Here is a 17949-nt window from a genome sequence, read left to right on the forward strand (position 1 = left end):
ATATATTGCCCGTGTCGATTTGTAATGTTAGCTGATTGGCGAGCGCTCTGCGATATGTGGAGCGCCGGAGGGGATCTGCATGGCTGTTCAGTCGATTGATACCATTCTCGAGCGCCCAACGATGGGTCGCTACCGCTGGACCATCTATCTCCTGTGCGGCATCCTCATGGCCCTGGAAGGATATGACGCCTATATCGTTGCGAACCTCGCGGCCGTCATCGCCCGCGACCTCGATATACCCATTCCGTCCATGGCCTATGTGTTCTCGGCGCAGGCAGCCGGTATGGCCTTGGGCTTCTACACCATCCCTGTCCTGGCCGATCGCATCGGCCGCCGGAATATCATCCTGGTCGGTGCCACTTTCTTCGGGCTGCTGACGCTCCTGTCGACCGCTGTCCAGACGCTTGAAATGTTCACCCTTGTGCGCTTTCTCGCCTTCGCAGCCATGGGCGGAACGATGCCGAATATTGTCGCGCTGGCGACCGAGTTCATGCCGGAGAACCGGCGCGGCAAGTTGCTCACCTGGCTTTACATCGGCCACGGCCTGGGCGCGTCTGTGGCCGGGCTTGTCGGCCCAAGTTTCGTTCATTTTCACTCATGGCAGTCCGCCTTATGGGGCGGGGGTATCGCACTTCTCTTGCTGGTGCCCTACCTTTACGTTCGTTTGCCGGAGAGCTGCCGGTATTTGATGACGCGCAATCCCCGGGATCCGCGCGTTGCCCAGATCCTCGAAAAAATCGCCCCCGACCTGCAACTCGCGCCTGACACCATCTTCGTGTCCAACGAGGAGCGTAATGAGGGCTCGCCGGTGATCGGCCTGTTCAGAAGCGGTCGCACACCCATGACGTTGCTCCTCTGGGTAGCCATGGGGAGCACGCTGTGCGTGGTGGCAACACTGACCTCTTGGCTCCCGAGCTTCCTTCATCTTCTTGGAGGCGTTGATACAGGGGCCGCCGCGCGGATGTCGTCGGTGTCTGCGTTCGGCGCTATCGCTGGGCCGATTCTGCTGACCCTGCTCATGCAGCGCCTTGGTCTTGCTCCGTCACTGGCGCTCATGTCGCTGCTGGGATTTGCCGCAATGACCTGCTTCTACTTCGTGAGCAGCTTTCATGCGCTGGGCTGGTTCCTGGGTTTCGCTTATGGCTTCTTCGTCATCGCCGTCCAGGCGGGCCTGAATTCCCTTGTTGCCTCAAGCTATCCCACCTCCATGCGGTCGACGGGTATCGGGTGGGCCGGGGGGATCGGGCGGGTAACCTCCATGATCGGTCCGGCCGTTGGCGGCGTGATGCTTGCTGCACAGGTCCCAGGCTTGTGGATCTATATGATCGTCGCCTCGCCGCTTCTGCTCACGGCCATTGCCATGATCCTTTTCCACGTCATCGTGTCGGGGCCGGCGTTGTCGGCTCGTACTGCAAAGGGCGTGCGATGAGCGCCCCCGGTCGCTCCGCCGTCCTCTCGCGCAGGGCGCTGCTGGGAGCCGTTCCGCCGCTCCTCGTCGCAGGGCCGGCGCTGGCACGAACGCGGCTGCAGCCATCGCAGCCCGATGCAACGGCGGGCATGATCGATGCCCATATCCACTTTTTCTCCGCTGACTTTGCGCACTATCCGGTCGACATGCGCAACGCCCGTGAGCCGGAAGAGGTGATGCGCGCACGCGTCCTCAATGCGCCTGTCACGCCGGAGAAGATGCTCCCCCTCTGGGAAAAGATGGGCATCAGGGCCGGCATCGGGGTGCAGTATAGCGGCGCCTACAAGACCGATAACACCTATCTTCTCGACGTCGCGCAGGCCCATTGGGACCGCATCCGCACGGAGATCATCCTCAATCCTGCGCAGGTGCAAAGTCGCAGCGTGCTTCAGGCGCTCCTGCCGACGAAGCGCGTTTCGGCTATTCGCCTGACCGGCTTTGTCGATGGGGACGGGGATCTGCCCTGGCTGAAGTCACCGGGCGCGCAGGCATTGTGGCAGATGGCACAGGCTGAAAAGCTCCCGCTCTGCATCACCTACCTGCGGATGGACCCACGGTCGGCGGCCCTCCGGACGGTGCGCGAGCTGGCCGACCGCTACCCGGATTGTCAGGTCGTCCTCGAACATTTGGGTTGGACTGGAGGCACAGGCAGCCAGGACGGTCTGCTTCCTGCCCACATGGCCCTGAAGGATCACGAGACGATTGCCTTCAAGTGGACCAGTCTGAATGTCGACGCGCTTGCGGGCGCAGGCATCGACACGGCGAATTTCCTTCGTACCGCAGTAGACGTGTTCGGGGCATCGCGCCTCATGTGGGGGTCCGATTACGGAAACACCACGAGGCCTTATGCCGGCATTGTTGCGGATGGGATCGATGCGACGCGCCTTCTCAACGCGGCGGAGCGAGCGGCAGTGCTTGGCGAAACCGCGCGGCGCGTCTTCCGGATTTAGGCCTCACTGCCATTCTTATGCGCGATGCGACCCGGCGTACTGAGGGTCAACGGGTGCAGCACTTCGCGTCTTCGCGGAGAGGGGAAGCGCGCCATTACCATGGCACTGGACCACCCTCACCAAAAAGACCGCCGGTCGGCCCGTCTGCGGCCAGGAGAGCAAGCGAGATGGCGACTTTCGCCCCCGCCACCGGCGATTGGCCTTTGCCGCCAGAAAGCTCTGTGGCGCAAAGGCCCGGATTGGCCGCGTTGATCTTGATCGGCGTCCCGGCAAGTTCGTTCGCGAATTGCACGGTCACGGCATTGAGCGCCGTCTTGGAGCTGTTGTAGGCGAGGAGGCGACTGAACGCCATTGGCCCATCCGGCCCACGGGTCAGCGCCAAGGAACCGAGGCCCGTCGACATGTTGACGATGCGGCCACGATCCGATTGGCGAAGAAGCGGAAGCATCGCCTGGATGACCGCCACCACGCCGAAGACGTTGGTTTCGTAGACCTTGCGCATTTCGTCGAGATCTGCGGTGCTCGGCAGACTCTGCTTGTCCAGGGAAATGCCGGCATTGTTGACCAGGACATCGAGCCGGCCAAAGCGCTCTGTTAGCGCAGCGGCTGCAGCCTCAACCGATGCGCGATCTGTCACGTCGATAATGACATAATCGGCATCCAGGCCCTGATCGCCCAGAGCCTTAGCAGCCGTCTGCCCACTGGCAGGGTCGCGGGCGCCGATCACCACCCGCATGCCGTGCTCTGCCAGGCCTCTGGCAATCTCGAACCCGATGCCCCGGGTTGCCCCGGTCACAAGCGCAACCCGTCCAGCCTCAGTCATTCCTCATCCCTTTTTACGGATCGGTCCTCAGACGTCGAAGGGTGCGGAGCGGGGATATTTCTCGAGATACTGGAGAAACTGGCCGAAATATTTGTCGGCCCTCAGGAGCGCGCTTTTGCCATAGCCCCGGAAACGGAGCTTGAAGAGGATCGGCTCATCCTCCGCATATAGCTTGTGCATATAGGCGATGCGGTTATCCAACTCTTCCTGCGCGGCCTGGTCGCCCATCTTCTCCGCATCGGACCGACGCATGGCGACGACGAAGAAGGCGTCGGACCAGCCGGGCGCAACCTGCGAACTCCCTGCCATGAACAAGCGCTCGCTGCCATTGGGAAACTGCATATGCGCGGTAAGCCAGGTTGCGCCCCATAGCTGCGTGTCGGCGATGCGCGTCACGGATTCCTGCCGGACGGTAATGAGATAGTCCTCGAACACCACGCTCACCGGGTTTGGGTCGGGGATGCCGTGCACGGTGGACAGATGCTGGAAGTCCACCAGATTCGAAGAGCCAATCCACCCTTCGATCTCTCGCTGCCCTCGGTGAAACGCGCGGTAGACCAGTTCGTCTTCCTTAAGGTTCGGCATCTCGGGAAGGGGATAGAGCGGCTCTTCTCCGTTGAATGCCCAGATCATGCCCCAGCGCTCGGCAGCGGGATAATTGTAGATTCTCGCGGCGCCGGGAATAATCGTCTCGCCTGGAATTTCAGCGCAGCGGCCATCGGCAGCGAACTTCCAGTGATGATAGGGGCAGCGCACCTTGCCATCGACAATTTCGCCGCCGGACAGGTCGGCGCCGACATGGGGGCAGTAGGCGCTCTGCACCACAGGCTCACCCTGCTCGTTGCGGTAAACGATGATGCGCGTCCCGAGAAAATCCTTCCCGACGATCTTTCCCTGCACCAGCTCCGAGGCCAGCATGATCGGATTCCAGTTCTTGAGATAGGTGCCGTCAGGGACCCGGCCATATTCCTGGCCGGCAAAAGGGCGCTGGCGTGAGGCGTTCACTTGCTCATCGACCGTCGTAACAGACATCACAATTCTCCTGGTTTTGGGCTCCCTATCACGCGCAAAATGAGAAGAAAAGTTTTTTATAGGATGCTATAAATATGTACCGCCCCGGTCGTCGCGCGGATGTTCATGTTCAGGACGAGCGGCATCGCTCGCTCCCACTGGTGGAACGTCGTCGAACACCGATGAAGTAATGCTGCCGTGAGGCTCAGCCCGTGCGGGCGGGCTCGAGCGCAATTCCACTCAGCATGAGCTGATAGACGAAGGCCTTATATTCTGCCGCCACGTCGGAATGAGGGGCGCCGCCTGCTGCCAAATTGCCTTGCTCGACGAAGCGGGATGCGTGCTGATATTGCTCGCACAGCCCCATGATCGCGAAAAATGTGAAGTAGGGATCGACCTTCCGCAACGACCCTTCCGCCACGCCCTTGTCGATAATGTCGCGATAGATATCGAGCGTCTTCCCCACCCACAAAGCGATCAGCTCAGCCGCGAGCGGATCGGTCTCGTCGGCGATAATCTCGGTCATGAGCCGGTGATAGAAAGGATTGACGAAAAAGAAGTCGACCATCGTGTCGATTCTGATTTTTATCCGCTCGACGGCCGGCAGGGATCCCGCTTCGGTTTGGGCGAGGCCGTCGCCCAAAGAGACGGCCAGGGTTCGCGCGACGTCGACCAGCAGGCGGGTTCGGTCTGTGAAATAATATTTGAAGAGGGTGAGGTGCACCCCCGCATTGCGGGCCGCCATGGACAGGGACAGCTTTTCGGGCGGCACATGGCGCAGGAGTTCGACAGTCTTGTCGATCAACAGCTTCTTGCCGATACCACGCTGCCCGGATGGACGGCCGATCGAGCGCTTTTTGGCCGGTCGCGCGCCCTTCGCTTCGGCACCCTCGCTGCTGTTTTGGCTCTCCGCCTTCTTCCGGCCCATCTTAACCACCCTGGAAAGGGCATCGGATTTATCCGACACCTTGAAAACTCTGCCTGCGCATGATCCGCTTACACACCAACCAGTGAGTCCGGCAGACATCCCGCGATACGGGGCGTTCATAGCCATAGCCGGTCCCCTTGTCATTTTCTACGGACGCGCAGTTTACGCGAAAGGCCGGCAGGATGGGAACGGCGGCCTACATCACGTTCGGAATAAATTCTAATCGTATTGAAATTAATCCCAGCCCCGGTTATGAGGCGCATGCCAATTGGTCAGTGGAGAGCGAGAGGATGGGCGATTATCGGGAAAGACTGAGGCGGCCGCCCAATACACCGCAATTTCGTGGAGGGCGCCCCCGCCAGCACGAGCTTTCCTTCCGCGATCGCATCCGCATCGAGCGGGACATTGCGGTGCCGACCCGGGAAGGCAAGCCGCTCTGGATCGACCTCTTTCTGCCAGCGGACCTGACGGGCCCGATCCCTGTTCTGGTCGCCTGGACCCCCTATGGCAAGCACGACCCGGCGCCGCTTGCGACGCTCTATCCGACATCCGGCGTGAAGGCGAAGTGGCAGTCGGACCTCACCATTTTCGAGGCCCCGGATCCCGTCTACTGGACCGGCCAGGGCTATGCGGTGATTACGGCCGACATCCCCGGAACTTGGTATGCGGAAACCACAGCAAGCTATTTCTCGCGCAAGGAAGGCGAAGCTCATTATGATCTCATCGAATGGGCCGGCACGCAGCCATGGAGCAACGGGCGCGTAGGCCTGTCAGGCGTATCCTACCTCTCCTCGTCGCAGTGGAACGTGGCCGCACTTAACCCGCCCCATCTGGCGGCGATCAATCCTTGGGAGGGCTGGTCGGACACCTTCAACGAGATCGCGCGCCACGGAGGCATCCCAGAGACGCATTTCTGGCCGCACATCCAGGTGCGTTGGGGCGCGTCGGATACCATGGTGGAGGATCTCTGGGCGTTGACCGCCGAGCATCCGTTCTTCGACGAGTACTGGCAATCGAAGGTGCCCGATTTTAGCCGGATCGACGTCCCGGCCTATGTGGTCGCGAGCTGGAGCGACCACGGCGTGCATACGCGTGGCACCCTCGAAGGCTTCAAGAAAATTGCCTCTTCGCGCAAGTGGCTCGAGGTTCATGGTAGCAAGAAATGGGGCTATTATTACGAACCCGCGTCCATCGCGCGCCAAACAGCGTTCTTCGACCATGTCCTGAAGGGCGTATCGAACGACATGGGCACCTGGCCGCCGGTCAGACTCCACGTGCGGGACAGGGCTGGCTCGGCAATCATGAAGCAGTCAGAGCAATGGCCCGTGGAGAACACCCAATATCGTCGCTTGTATCTCGACGCAGCGACCGGAGAGATGAGCGACCAGCCGGCGCCGGCCGAAGCGATCCAGAGCTATGATCCGCTCGATGACGGGGCGGAGGCCAGCTTCGACTATCGGTTCGAGGAGGATTGCACGCTCGTCGGGCATATGAAGCTCAAGCTCATGGTCTCCACCGAAGACGCCGATGACATGGACGTATTTGTCGCGGTCGAAAAGGTCGAAGATGGAGAGAAGGTGGGCTTCATCCATTGGGCTGTATTTGAGGACGGCGCTGCCGCCTATGGCTGGTTGCGCCTCTCGCGGCGTGAATTGGACGCCGAACGCTCGACCGAATTTCAACCCGTGCTCACCAACACCTCCGAGTGGAAGGTCACGCCGGGAGAGATTGTCGAAGCGCAGATCGAGATCCTGCCCTCCGGCACGCTCTTCAGGGCCGGCGACGTGCTGCGGATCAGGATCAAGGGGCGGGACATTTACCAGTATCCCAAGCCGATGCTCTACATGCGGCACGAAGACACGGTCAATCGAGGCATGCACCACATCCACACCGGGGGCGAGCATGACTCCCACCTGCTGATCCCGGTCGTGGCCCTGCGCGATGCTTGAGGCAGAATATCCACGTCCGGTCGTGGACGGACCGCTGTCCCCGCTCTCGCCCATCCATGAGTTGGTTGGCGCGCTTCGTGCGGGCAGGCCTATCATCCTCGTGGATTCGGAAGACCGAGAGAATGAAGGTGATCTCGTTATTGCAGCCGAATTTGCAACGGCCGCGGAAATCAACTTCATGGCCCGTTATGGCCGCGGTTTGATTTGCCTCGCCCTCACTGCGGCTCGCGCGGAGGATCTGGATCTGCAGCCAATGGTCGCAACAAACAACGCGCCGCACGGCACGGCTTTCACGGTATCGATCGAAGCTGCCGAGGGCGTGACGACCGGGATCTCGGCCCATGACCGCGCGCGGACCATCGCCGTGGCGATCGACGACAAGTGCGGGCCGCCCGACCTCGTCTCGCCAGGCCATATCTTTCCGCTCGTCGCGCAGCCCGGTGGCGTCCTCACGCGGCCTGGTCACACAGAGGCAGCGGTCGACATGGCAAGGCTGGCCGGGCTGAAGCCCGCAGGCGTGATCTGCGAGATCCTCAACGATGATGGCACAATGGCGCGTCTGCCCGACCTCATCCGCTTCGCCGATCGGCACGGGCTCTGCATTGGCTCAATCGAAGACCTTATCATCCACCGCCGCCAGACAGAGCGTCAGGCAGCGTGACGGAGCAAATGACATGACCGAACTCTCCCCCGTGGCCATCAGCTTGCGCGAGGGGCTGCGGCGTCTGGCCAAAGCCGTCGTCGTGATCACCTGTCGCCATAATGGCGCGCGCTACGCGATGGCCGCGACCGCGGTGAGCGAGCTCAGCATGGATCCCCCATCGCTGCTCATCTGCGTCAATCGCTCGGCGAGCTTGTACCTGCCGCTCTCTGAAGGCGCCGACTTCTGCGTGAATATTCTGCACAGCGACCATGCCGACATATCGGCAGCTTGCGCCGGCAAAGCGCGGGGGGAAGAGAGGTTCGCCACGGGCAAGTGGGGCACGGCTGCAGATGGCTGCCCCCGGTTGGAAGATGCGCAGGCGAGCTTTTTCTGTCGCTACGAGCAGGCTCTGGACTATGGGACGCATCACATTGTGATCGGCCGTGTCGAGGAAGTGTTCCTCACTGATGAGGTCAGCCCGCTGGTGTACGCGAACGGTTCCTACGTCAGCCTGGGCGCCCCTATCACTGCCGGATGATCGTTTTTACCGCGTGAGAGCAGGAGGTCTGGAAAGGCGGGTCCATGCACCGCTGAACCGGCCAACGGAACGGGTCGCCATGGCGGTGGCCAGCGGTTTGCCTCGTCAGGGCATTTGAAGCAGCAGAGACTTCCGTGGAACGGGCCAGCGCGCTCGCCGCACTGGCCCGCCCAATCATCAGAAGCGAACCTTCGCGCCCACCTCGAACACGCGTCCGATTTTGTCGTAGAGCTGGCCATTCACCGGCTGGCTCTGCGTTGCATAGGGGCTGGATGGAGGATCCTTGTCGAGGAGATTGGAGACGCTGGCGGACAGCTCGAAATTGCCCGCCACGCGGATCGTTGAGAACAGATTGACGTAAGCGGCGGCCGGGATGTCGTTCTCATTGATGGTCAACGCAGGGATCGTGTCGAACTGGTTATCGTTCTTGCCTTTGCTGATGTACAAGAGCTGCGCTGACAGCGAGACCGCATCGGTGCTGAATGTCTGCGTGAGATTTCCCCGGAAGCGTGGCTGTGAGCCGAGGCTGCCCATCCCGTTTTCGCCCGACCGGTCGATGCCATTGATGTAGGACCGCAAGGCGTAGGTTCCGGTGAACCGCGTACTCATGGACACGCCGCCGCCAAGACTGGCCTGGTAAGAGAGCGCCATGTCCAGTCCGCTCGTCTTGAACTGCGAAATATTCTGGACAGGCGCGACAAGGCGCGTCGGCGTTGCGCCGCTGAAGGTGATGTAGCTGCACGCCTGGGCATCGCCCGCCGAGCAGGCATTGCCAATATTGGCGGCCGTGATCGAGTCGATCGCATCCTTGAGGTCGATGAGATAATAGTCGAGCGACATGCGCAGCCCGGGCAGGCTCGAGGGTTGCACGACGACGCCTAGGGTGAGCGTGTCGGCTTTCTCAGGCCTCAGATCGGGATTGCCCACCGTGCGGTTCTGCGGAATGACGGCCGTCACCCCGTTCACCGTCAAAGGCACGTTCACGAAAGAACCGGGCGAGAACAGTTCGTAGATCGCCGCTGCACGGATGTCCTTCGAGCGTGTCACGCGAAAACGCAGCCCCTGGATGGGCTCGTATACGCCACCCACCTTCCAGGTCGTCTGGCCCCCGGCCGTGCTGTAATCGGCGTAGCGAATGGCGCCATTGAGATCGAGATTGCGCGCGAAAGAAAGGTCCCTGGCGAGCGGCACGATTGCCTCGACATAGCCTTCCTTGACATTGAACTTGCCGGAGAAGGGCGCGACATTGCCGATCGCAAACCGACCGGCTGTCGCGAGCGGACCGGCCGTCAGAACCTGCGACTCCTGGCGATACTCACCACCAAAGGCGACCGCGACGGGCGCAGCCCAGGTGGAAAACGGCTCGCCACGCATGTTGATGCTCGCGGCGTGCTGCTTGTAGATCACCTCGTGATAATCGGAGCGGTTCACATAAGCGAGCGCGGCCGGCGTTTGGGTGCTGACGGCATTCGGCCCGAAGATGTTGACTGGAACACAGCCAGCGGCGAGGGGATTGGCAGGCTGCCCGGCGAGGGTCGACCGGCAGACGATCCCGCCGCCTGGAGCCGTGACAGCATCCACCGCCAGATTCCAGAAGGCGGGTGAGAAATTATTGCTGAAGTCGCTGCGGAACTGGTTTTCGCCATAGGAATAATGGGCATCATAGTGCCACGAGTTGCCGAGGTCGCCCTCGACGCCAATCGTGCCGTGCGGCGTCTTGTTCTTTACCCGGAAATTGATGTTCCCGACATCATAGACACCCTTGGCGACGGTTATGCTGGTCAGCCCCTGCGCAGCCATGGCATTCTTGACCGCCTGCGGCAGGAAGGCATTGTCGTTGCGGATCGTAAAGGACGCAAAGTTCGGGAGGCCCCCGGTGAACAGGCCTAGCGTCTCTGAATAGCCCCCGGACAGGGTGATATTAAGAGCAGGCGAGACTTCGAAACTGGTTAGGGCGTGAACGACAAAGCGCTCGATGCCGGGGATCAGGCTCGACCCCTTGGACCGGCTAAGACCCTCGCCGCCAATCTGATTGGTGCCATCATCGACACTGCCGACCTGATAGGGCCGGATGGTGCCATCATCATTGAAGGTATAGTTGCGCAGGCTGAAGTTGGCAGGGCCGATGATGCGGCCGCCGATGCTGTTGGAATTGCGCACGCCGTCGGCCACGATATTGGCGGGCAAGCCATTGGTCAGATAGGCTCTGTTGGTGACGATCATCTCCTCGCGGCGTCCCCAATCGCGGCGATAAATGTCCTGAATCTCGTCACTGCGGGCTTTCTCGACCGCCACGACGATGTTCCCCCGGCCGTCCCCGAACGACAAGCCTCCCACGGCGCCGAGCTTGTAGCGGAAATTGTCGCCTTGCTGCGAAATGCCGGTCTGGGCGGACAGCTCGATGCCGGTCATCTTCTTCTTGAGAAGAATGTTGACCACGCCTGCAACAGCATCCGATCCATATTGTGCGGACGCGCCGCCCGTGACGACTTCGACCCTTTCAATCATGTTCGTTGGAATGACGTTGAGGTCCGTCGCGACGGGTGATCCGGTCGTGACCGAAGATGCCTGGGGCACAACCCGTGACCCATCGACGAGCACGAGGGTCCGCTGCCCGCCAAGCCCCCGAAGATCCGCCGTCGCCTGCCCCGGGCTCGCAAAGTTGTTCGCGTTTCCGCCGACCGAGCGCGTGGCCTTGAAAGCCGGCTCCTGCTGCAGCACTTCAGCAATGCTGATCGGCGACTGCTGATCGACGATATCGGCGCCGATGACTGACACGGCCGATGGTGCAGAAAAGCCGGCCGCGGCGGCGCGAGATCCGGTTACGATGATGTCGGTGCTATTGGCGCTTTCCGGCGCGCTGGCTTGTGTGCTGGCCTGAGGAAGAGCCGCCATGCTATCGGGCTGGCCACCTTCCGACGCATTCGCAGCGCTCGGTAGGCTCAGGAAAATGCTGGTCACGAGTGCGGTGGTTGCCTTCCATGTTCCGCGCGGTGGCGTGAAAGCGGCAACTTTCCCGAGTGTCTTCATAATCCTCCCTCCAGTCAGCTTCGGCCGCATATGGCGCGCCGAGTTTTTTGGTCTCTTGACGTCGTCCAGCCCTGGTTGGGCTTGGCGAGAAACGCCATCCTCCTAACCGATCATTGGGGCCGAAACAACTTATTTATAGATATATATAAAAACCGATGTGAAGCTATGAGCGCTGGAGAAGGGTGCCGTTTTTGCGTCATCTGCCAACTTCCCTTCACTCGGGATATGACACGGAAAAGACGGTATATTAAGGCCTGTATTCCACGTGCGATGAGCCGTTTTTCCCGCGCTCGGTTCGCTCGCTGTCTGAGCGATCACCATTCGCGAGTCTCGCGAAATAATAATTTCTATTGTGTTTTAATTATTGCGTTGATAGTCGGGCCGTGACGATAAGATTTGCGGGAGAAAACCCATGTATGAGAGGCGCAACGTTCGTGCAGGCGTATTCCTGCCCCCACATCACGGCAACGATGAGGACGTAGCGCTCTGCATGCGTCGGGATTTCGAGCTTGTGGACTGGCTGGAGCATCTCGGTTTCGCCGAATTGTGGATGGGCGAGCATCATTCCGGTGGCATGCAAATATATGGCTCCCCGGAGCTGTTCATCGCGGCTGCGGCGGAACGGACCTCGAGGATCAAGCTCGGCGCCGGGGTGATCTCGGTGCCCTATCATCACCCCTACATGATTGCGGATCGCATCCTGCAGCTCGATCATCAGACACGCGGTCGGGCCATGTTCGGCTTTGGTCCCGGCATGCTGGTGTCCGATGCGCACATGTTGAACATCAAGCCGGAGCAGCAGCGCGAGAGGCTGGTCGAAGGCTTGGATGTGATCGTCCGGTTGCTGGATGGCGAAGTCGTCGATCACGATAGCGACTGGTTCTCGCTGCGGGAGGCGAGCCTCCAAATGGCGCCGTATAGCTTCCGTCGTCCCGAAATGGCGGTCGTGACCTCCAAGACGCCGATCGGATCGCGCCTGGCAGGCAAATACGGTCTGGGCATCCTCACTCATGGCGGCGGCGATGTTGCCGCGGCATGGAAGCTGGCGGAAGAAGCCGGCAGCGCCCACGGCAATCAACTCAATCGCGATAATCTGCGTGTCGTGGTTTCCTTCCACTTGGCCGAGAGCCGCGCGGATGCCGCTGCGGCCATGCGTTTCGGGCTCGAGCCGTGGCTGGCTTATCTCGAAGCGCTCAATCCGAAAAGCTATGCGGATACGCGCGCCAAAGCCGGATCCGATCCGGAGCGCATCATCGCGGCGCGCGGCGGGTTGATCGGCACACCAGACGATGCCGTCGAATATCTCGAGGCCCTGTGGGAAAAGACGGGTGGCTTCGGTTATATTACGATGACCGGGACCAACTGGATGGATTTCGAAGCGACCAAGCGGTCCTATGAGCTCATGATGCGCTACGTCATGCCGCGGTTTAACCGGGCCAATGCCCAACGGGAACGGTCCTTCAACTGGGTCCACGAGCGACGCGATGAATTCAGCGGTGCCAATCAGGCCGCTATTGCCAAGGCTGTTTCGGAGGGCGGGAAAAGCTGAGCCGGCAATATGGGGCAACTCGCGGGGTGGGCCGGTCGGTGAGAGGTGTGCGTCCCAGGTAAACTGGGACGGCGCCGCCCCAGAGTCGGGCTATCAAGGGTGGCAACTCGGGCCGATTGGCGCAGCAAGACCACCTTTTTTATCCACCGGCCTGCGCTGCAGCATTACTTCTTCCACCCTTTCGCCATGGCCTGCTTTTCGGCCGTCGCATCCAGCGGATCGCCGCTGATCTGGGCGTCCACATAGGCCATGATGGCGGCATCGCCACTGGTCGCCATGCGATAGCTTCCCTCGGTCTGGCGGGGATGGCTGACCAGCGCGCGGACGGCCCAGCCGTCCTGCTCCCGGCAGGCGACGCCGGCGGTACTGGCGGTATCGAAGCTGCGGCAAATGTCGCCTTTGCCATCCTTGAAGGTGAGGCGCACCCTGACCGGCGCGGCGGCGCCGTCGGCATCCCCGGCGCTGGCAAGCTGGGTGTCGAGCGCCTGCGTCAGCTCTGCGCTTGCGACCAGCCCGTCCTGAGCGGTGGCGCCGTCCTTTGGCAGCATCTGTGCCCCGACGAACCCCGCCACCAGCGCCGCCGCGACGGCCGCCCATTGCGGCAGGCCAAAGCCCGCACGGCTTGTGCGCCGGGCGCGCGCTTCGGCCAAGCCTTGCACGGCCCCATCGCTCGTTGCGATTGCGGCCATGCCGGCCGGCACCGGGGCAGCGGCGACTGGATCGAACGCTGCGCGCAGGCCCGCCTGCAACCGGCGCTGCGCTTCCAGCTTCTCGCCCAGCGCGGGATTGGCGGCGACGAGTGCGGCGACGCGCTTGGCCTCATCCTCGGGCAGTTCGCCATCGAGCCAGGCATAGAGCGTTTCGTCATCGATCATGGGGCCGATCCTTGGGTCCGTCATCTGCTCATCCTTCGCCCACAAGCGCCAGCAGCGCATTGCGTCCACGCACCAGCCGGCTCGACAGCGTGCCGACGGGTATCTCCAATATCTCCGCGGCCTCCCGATAGCCGCAGCCTTCGATCAGCACGAGCGCGACAGCCTCGCGCTGGTCGTCCGGCAGCCGGGTCATGGCTGCCATCATCCGGTCGAGGTCCAGCCGGGCTTCGAGGCCGGGCCGGGGGTCTTCGCCCACCTGCTCGCCGGCTTCTTCCGGCAGCAGGCGCGCGGCCTCCCGATTTCGTGCGCGCGCCGTATCGATCCAGGCGTTGCGCGTGATCCGGTAGAGCCAGGAATCGAGGCGTGTGCCGGCCTGCCACTGGCTACGGGACCGCAAGGCGCGCTCCACGGCGATCTGCGCAAGATCGTCCGCGTCGGCGGCGCTGTGCGACAGCCCATGTGCGAACCGGCGCAGGCGCGGCAACATGGCAGTGAGGCCTTCCTCGAACCCGTCCAAGCCAATTCCTTTCAGCTCTTGTGGATGAAACGACGCGGCACGAGCGTTTCATCCAAAGCTTGAGAAAAAATGATAAGGACCGACCATGGCGCGACAATCAACCGCAATTCTCCTGATCGCCGCTCTGCTCGGCGCAAGTGCGCAGGCGCAGCTTCTGCCGGGCAATCTTGGTCAGCTTCCCAGCCAACTTCCCAGTCAACTTCCTGGCCAGATTGCCGGCGGCGTGGTCGATCCGCTCTTGCGTGATGCGCCGGCGACCATCGGCGGCGCGGTGGATACGCTCAGCATCCGTGCGGCCGATACGCTGGACCGGGTGTCCTTGCGCGATTTGCGCCGCGCCCGGCTGGATGCGCTGATCCGCGCCAACCGCGATGTGCTGGAGGCGGATGCCGACGGCCAGCCGGTGCGGCGGGGAGAGATCATCGCGCTTGATGCGTCCCCGGATCTGCTCGCGCGCCTCAAGGCGGCGGGTTTCGAGACATTGCGGACGGAGGCGGTGGAGGAACTGGGTCTGCCGACCCATGTGCTCGGCGTGCCGCGCGGCGAGACGGCGCGCAAGGCGCTGGAGCGCGCCCGCAAGCTCGCGCCGGAGGGGGTGTTCGATCTCAACCATGTCTTCGAGCCAGCCGGCGGGGCGCTGGGCGGCGCGGACGGCGCAGCAGCGGCTGGCGAGAGCGGGGCCACCAGCGATGCGCCCATCGGCATGATCGACGGGGGCATTGCGACCCATCCGGCGCTGGCTAGGGCATCGATCCGCCAGCGCGGCTTCGCTGCTGGCGCGCCCAAGGGCAGCGGCCACGGCACGGCCATCGCCTCGCTGCTGATCGGGCGGGATGGTGCCTTCAAAGGGGCAGCCACGGGGCGGGTATTGCTGGCCGCGGATGTCTATGGCGGCAATCCCGCTGCCGGATCGGCTGAACTGATCGCGCAGGCGCTGGGCTGGCTGGTCAAGAGTGGCGCGCCGGTCATCACTGTTTCGCTGGTTGGCCCGCCCAATCAGTTGCTGGCCCGCGCCGTGGCGCTGGCGCAGCAGCGCGGCGTGATCGTCGTTGCGGCGGTGGGCAATGACGGGCCTGCCGCGCCGCCCATGTATCCGGCCTCCTATCCCGGCGTGATCGCCGTCACTGGGGTCGATGGCCGGGACCGTGCGCTGCTCGAGGCGGGGCGTGCCAAGCATCTGGATTTTGCCGCACCCGGCGCTGACATGGTCGCTGCGCTGCCCGGCAAGGGCTATGGCAAGGTGCGCGGCACATCCTTTGCCGCGCCGCTCGTTGCGGCACGACTGGCCGCCGCGCAGGGCGCACCTGCGCGCCGCGTCACCACGGTCGCCAGCGAAGCGGTGAAGGGCAAGGGCAATGTCGGGCGCGGCATCGTCTGCAAAGCCTGTCGCACGGTGTCCGCGACCGCGCGGTAAAAATTTTTCCGGCGGGTCGGGATGAAGTCCCATCCGGCCATCGTTCTCCTTCCGACGGGCCAGAAGAGAGGCCCGCATCTTGAAGGAGATGTCATATGAACCGGATTTTGATCACCACGTTCGCCGCTGCCGCCATTTTCGCGATGCCCGCGCAGGCGCAGCTCCTTGGTAATGCCGGCGGGTCGCTGGGCGGCACGCTTGGTGGCACGCTGGGCGGTGCCGGCAATCTTGGCGGTACGCTCGGCACGGTCGGCTCTGCCTCGCAGAGCGTCACTGGCACCCTGTCCGGCTCGGGCCGGGCCGACACCAGCCGCTCGGTCGATACGCGCTCGGGTTCGGCCAGCGCCAGTGCGGGTCTGGCCGGCACGGTTGCCGGCACCGTTGAAGGGGCGACGTCCGCGACTGGCCCGGCTGGCACTGTGACCGGTGGCGGTGCGCTCGGCACCAGTCAGAGCATTGACAAGAGCGTCGGTGTCTCGGCGCAGGGCGTTGGCACCGACGCGGTCCGCAGTACGGCGGGCGAAGTCGTCGGCACGGCGCGGGGCACGGTGCAGGGCACGGCCGAGACGGCGCGGGGCACCGCTCGCGGCACAGTGGAGACCGCGCGCGGCACGGCCCGCGGTGCGGCTCAAACGGCGCGCGGTACCGTTCGTGGAACGGCCAACACTGCTCGTAACGCGGCCGGACAGGTGCGCGATACCGCCGGCTCGGTGGATGCCAGCGGCACCGTGAGCGGCTCGGTCCAGGGTTCTGGCGCGGCCGGCCAGTCTGCCAGCACCGGCGACGAGTAAGCCTCCCTCGCACCGTCGCCGTAGAACGGCGCTGTGTGGGACAGACCGTTCGGAATGCCCCGGCTTCGATGAGAGGCCGGGGCATTTCTCATGCTCAAGAGATGGCGCTCAGCGCGGTGTCCAGGCGGCTGCAGCCTTGAGGAATGCGGCCGTCTCTTCGTCGGCGCTCATATTGGCTGGCGGGAAGTAGCTGAGCTTCACCACCACGGTGCGGCTCGCCGGATCGACGAACACATATTGCCCCTGCAGGCCGATGGCGGAGTAGGAGCCGCCGCCCAGCGTCCACCACTGATAGCCATAGCCCATCGGCCCTGCTTCCTTGGGGTCGGTCGGCCGCGTCGATTCCGCGACCCAGGCGGCCGAGACGATCTGCTTGCCATTGGCCTTGCCGCCATCAAGCATCATCTGCCCCACGCGTGCCCAATCGCGCAGCGTGGCATTGTAGCCCGCGCCATTGAACTCACGGCCCACGCCCGGCGGCCCATCCATGATGAAGAAGCCGTCGCGCTCGGCGCCCAGCGGCTCCCACAGATGCTTGGTCGCATAGCCGGCAATGGTGTCGCCGCCGCTCACCCGCTCGATCAGCCAGCCGAGCACGGCAGTGTCGATGGTCTTGTACTGGAACACAGTGCCCGGCGTGTGCAGCCGCTTCACCTGCCGCGCCATGTCGGCAAAGCGCGAGACATTCTTGACCAGCGCATTGATGTGATTGGTCGCCGCGATGCCGGGATTGGCGAAGTCGTAGCGCTCCTCATAATCCACGCCCGAGCGCATCTGCAGGATGTGGCGGATCGACACGCCGTCATAGCCCGAGCCTTTCAGCTCGGGCAGATAGGCGGTGATGGGATCGTCGAGCGACTTGATCCGCCCCTCCGCCAGCGCGCTGCCGATGAGGATCGAGGTCAGCGACTTGGTCATCGACCAGCCCATGAACCGCGTCTGTTCGTTGCTGTTGTTGCGGTAGATCTCCGTGACCATCTTTCCGTCCTTCATCACCAGCAGCGCATTGGTGTAGGTGCGCTCCAGAAAATCGTCGGCCTTGTAGGTCGTGCCCTTATAGGCATAGCTGAAATCGAGCGGCTTGTCGTTGCGCGGGAGTTGCCAGATCGGCCCGGAGCGCGGCGCTGAGCGCGTGGTGAACAACGTGTCCATGCTGCGGAAGGTCAGGGACGCGACGTCCGCATCATTCATGTGCCAACGCAGGATCTGCACGGCGGGCGCGACATCCGATTTCGCGCCGCTGGCGAGCACGGGCGGCAGTTCCTGCTGGGCGAGGGCAGGGGCGGCACAGATGGCGATGGGAGCCAGGGCCAAGCCGACCCGGCGAGCAAGATTTTTCATGATTATGTCTCCTCTCCTGCGCTGTGGGTAATCCGGGTGCGGGCGGACGGCAAGAGATCGCAAAAACGAACAGGCGGCACGCCGTGAAGCCTGCCGCCTGTCTGTCTCTTGTCGCCTCGAAA

At 62.9% G+C, this 17949-nt stretch carries 15 protein-coding genes; 8 read left to right on the forward strand and 7 right to left on the reverse strand.

Features of this window, described 5'->3' with window-relative positions; all coding sequences use genetic code 11:
- Positions 1–79: 79 nt before the first annotated feature.
- Entirely contained in the window at positions 80–1429 is a 1350-nt protein-coding gene (locus M2337_RS06260; protein ID WP_264572116.1) for an MFS transporter, read from the forward strand.
- Positions 1426–2418 carry an amidohydrolase family protein gene (locus tag M2337_RS06265; RefSeq protein ID WP_264572117.1) on the forward strand — a complete coding sequence of 331 codons (993 nt, stop codon included), beginning with the start codon at positions 1426–1428 and terminating at the stop codon, positions 2416–2418. Before M2337_RS06260 ends, M2337_RS06265 begins: the two co-directional genes overlap by 4 nt.
- Before the next feature lie 94 nt (positions 2419–2512).
- Here the strand turns inward: M2337_RS06265 and M2337_RS06270 are convergent, their stop codons facing one another.
- From M2337_RS06270 to M2337_RS06280, 3 genes are all read right to left on the reverse strand, one after another.
- Positions 2513–3241 carry an SDR family oxidoreductase gene (locus M2337_RS06270; RefSeq protein ID WP_264572118.1) on the reverse strand — a complete coding sequence of 243 codons (729 nt, stop codon included), beginning with the start codon at positions 3239–3241 and terminating at the stop codon, positions 2513–2515.
- A 27-nt stretch (positions 3242–3268) separates the two neighbouring features.
- The gene (locus tag M2337_RS06275) at positions 3269–4273 is read right to left on the reverse strand and encodes a Rieske 2Fe-2S domain-containing protein (protein WP_264572119.1); all 1005 of its coding nucleotides are present in this window, start codon (positions 4271–4273) and stop codon (positions 3269–3271) included.
- A 184-nt stretch (positions 4274–4457) separates the two neighbouring features.
- A complete protein-coding gene (locus tag M2337_RS06280; protein ID WP_264572120.1) occupies positions 4458–5306 on the reverse strand; it encodes a TetR/AcrR family transcriptional regulator in 849 nt (282 codons plus the stop codon).
- 56 nt (positions 5307–5362) lie between these two features.
- Here M2337_RS06280 and M2337_RS06285 point away from each other — a divergent pair, with 56 nt between their 5' ends.
- The 3 genes from M2337_RS06285 to M2337_RS06295 are packed head-to-tail and all read left to right on the forward strand — an operon-like array spanning position 5363 to position 8310.
- Entirely contained in the window at positions 5363–7129 is a 1767-nt protein-coding gene (locus tag M2337_RS06285; RefSeq protein WP_264572121.1) for a CocE/NonD family hydrolase, read from the forward strand.
- On the forward strand, positions 7122–7790 hold the full coding sequence (gene ribB / locus M2337_RS06290) for a 3,4-dihydroxy-2-butanone-4-phosphate synthase (protein WP_181558782.1): 669 nt from the start codon (positions 7122–7124) through the stop codon (positions 7788–7790). Before M2337_RS06285 ends, ribB begins: the two co-directional genes overlap by 8 nt.
- 13 nt (positions 7791–7803) lie before the next feature.
- Positions 7804–8310, forward strand: a complete 507-nt coding sequence (locus M2337_RS06295) for a flavin reductase family protein (RefSeq protein ID WP_264572122.1) — start codon at positions 7804–7806, stop codon at positions 8308–8310.
- Positions 8311–8487: 177 nt separating this feature from the next.
- Here M2337_RS06295 and M2337_RS06300 read toward each other — a convergent pair whose 3' ends face one another.
- Positions 8488–11340 (reverse strand): TonB-dependent receptor domain-containing protein, encoded by a 2853-nt coding sequence (locus M2337_RS06300; RefSeq protein ID WP_264572123.1) that lies wholly within the window; start codon positions 11338–11340, stop codon positions 8488–8490.
- A gap of 412 nt (positions 11341–11752) precedes the next feature.
- Between M2337_RS06300 and M2337_RS06305 the strand changes: the two genes are divergently transcribed.
- On the forward strand, positions 11753–12889 hold the full coding sequence (locus tag M2337_RS06305; protein WP_181558785.1) for an LLM class flavin-dependent oxidoreductase: 1137 nt from the start codon (positions 11753–11755) through the stop codon (positions 12887–12889).
- Positions 12890–13053: 164 nt separating this feature from the next.
- On the opposite strand, the gene M2337_RS06310 is transcribed toward M2337_RS06305, so the two are convergent.
- Positions 13054–13764, reverse strand: a complete 711-nt coding sequence (locus M2337_RS06310) for an anti-sigma factor family protein (RefSeq protein WP_264572124.1) — start codon at positions 13762–13764, stop codon at positions 13054–13056.
- Between the two features lie 28 nt (positions 13765–13792).
- Positions 13793–14251, reverse strand: coding sequence for an RNA polymerase sigma factor (locus M2337_RS06315; protein ID WP_264572366.1), 459 nt, complete (start codon positions 14249–14251; stop codon positions 13793–13795).
- Between the two features lie 115 nt (positions 14252–14366).
- On the opposite strand from M2337_RS06315, the gene M2337_RS06320 reads away from it, so the two are divergent.
- Both M2337_RS06320 and M2337_RS06325 read left to right on the forward strand, forming a co-directional pair.
- Positions 14367–15695 (forward strand): S8 family serine peptidase, encoded by a 1329-nt coding sequence (locus M2337_RS06320; protein ID WP_264572125.1) that lies wholly within the window; start codon positions 14367–14369, stop codon positions 15693–15695.
- 95 nt (positions 15696–15790) lie between these two features.
- Positions 15791–16486 carry a hypothetical protein gene (locus tag M2337_RS06325; RefSeq protein WP_264572126.1) on the forward strand — a complete coding sequence of 232 codons (696 nt, stop codon included), beginning with the start codon at positions 15791–15793 and terminating at the stop codon, positions 16484–16486.
- Between the two features lie 108 nt (positions 16487–16594).
- On the opposite strand, the gene M2337_RS06330 is transcribed toward M2337_RS06325, so the two are convergent.
- On the reverse strand, positions 16595–17827 hold the full coding sequence (locus tag M2337_RS06330) for a serine hydrolase domain-containing protein (RefSeq protein WP_264572127.1): 1233 nt from the start codon (positions 17825–17827) through the stop codon (positions 16595–16597).
- Between the last annotated feature and the right edge of the window lie 122 nt (positions 17828–17949).

The sequence above is a fragment of the Sphingobium sp. B2D3A genome, from assembly GCF_025961795.1.
Classification (GTDB): Bacteria; Pseudomonadota; Alphaproteobacteria; order Sphingomonadales; family Sphingomonadaceae; genus Sphingobium.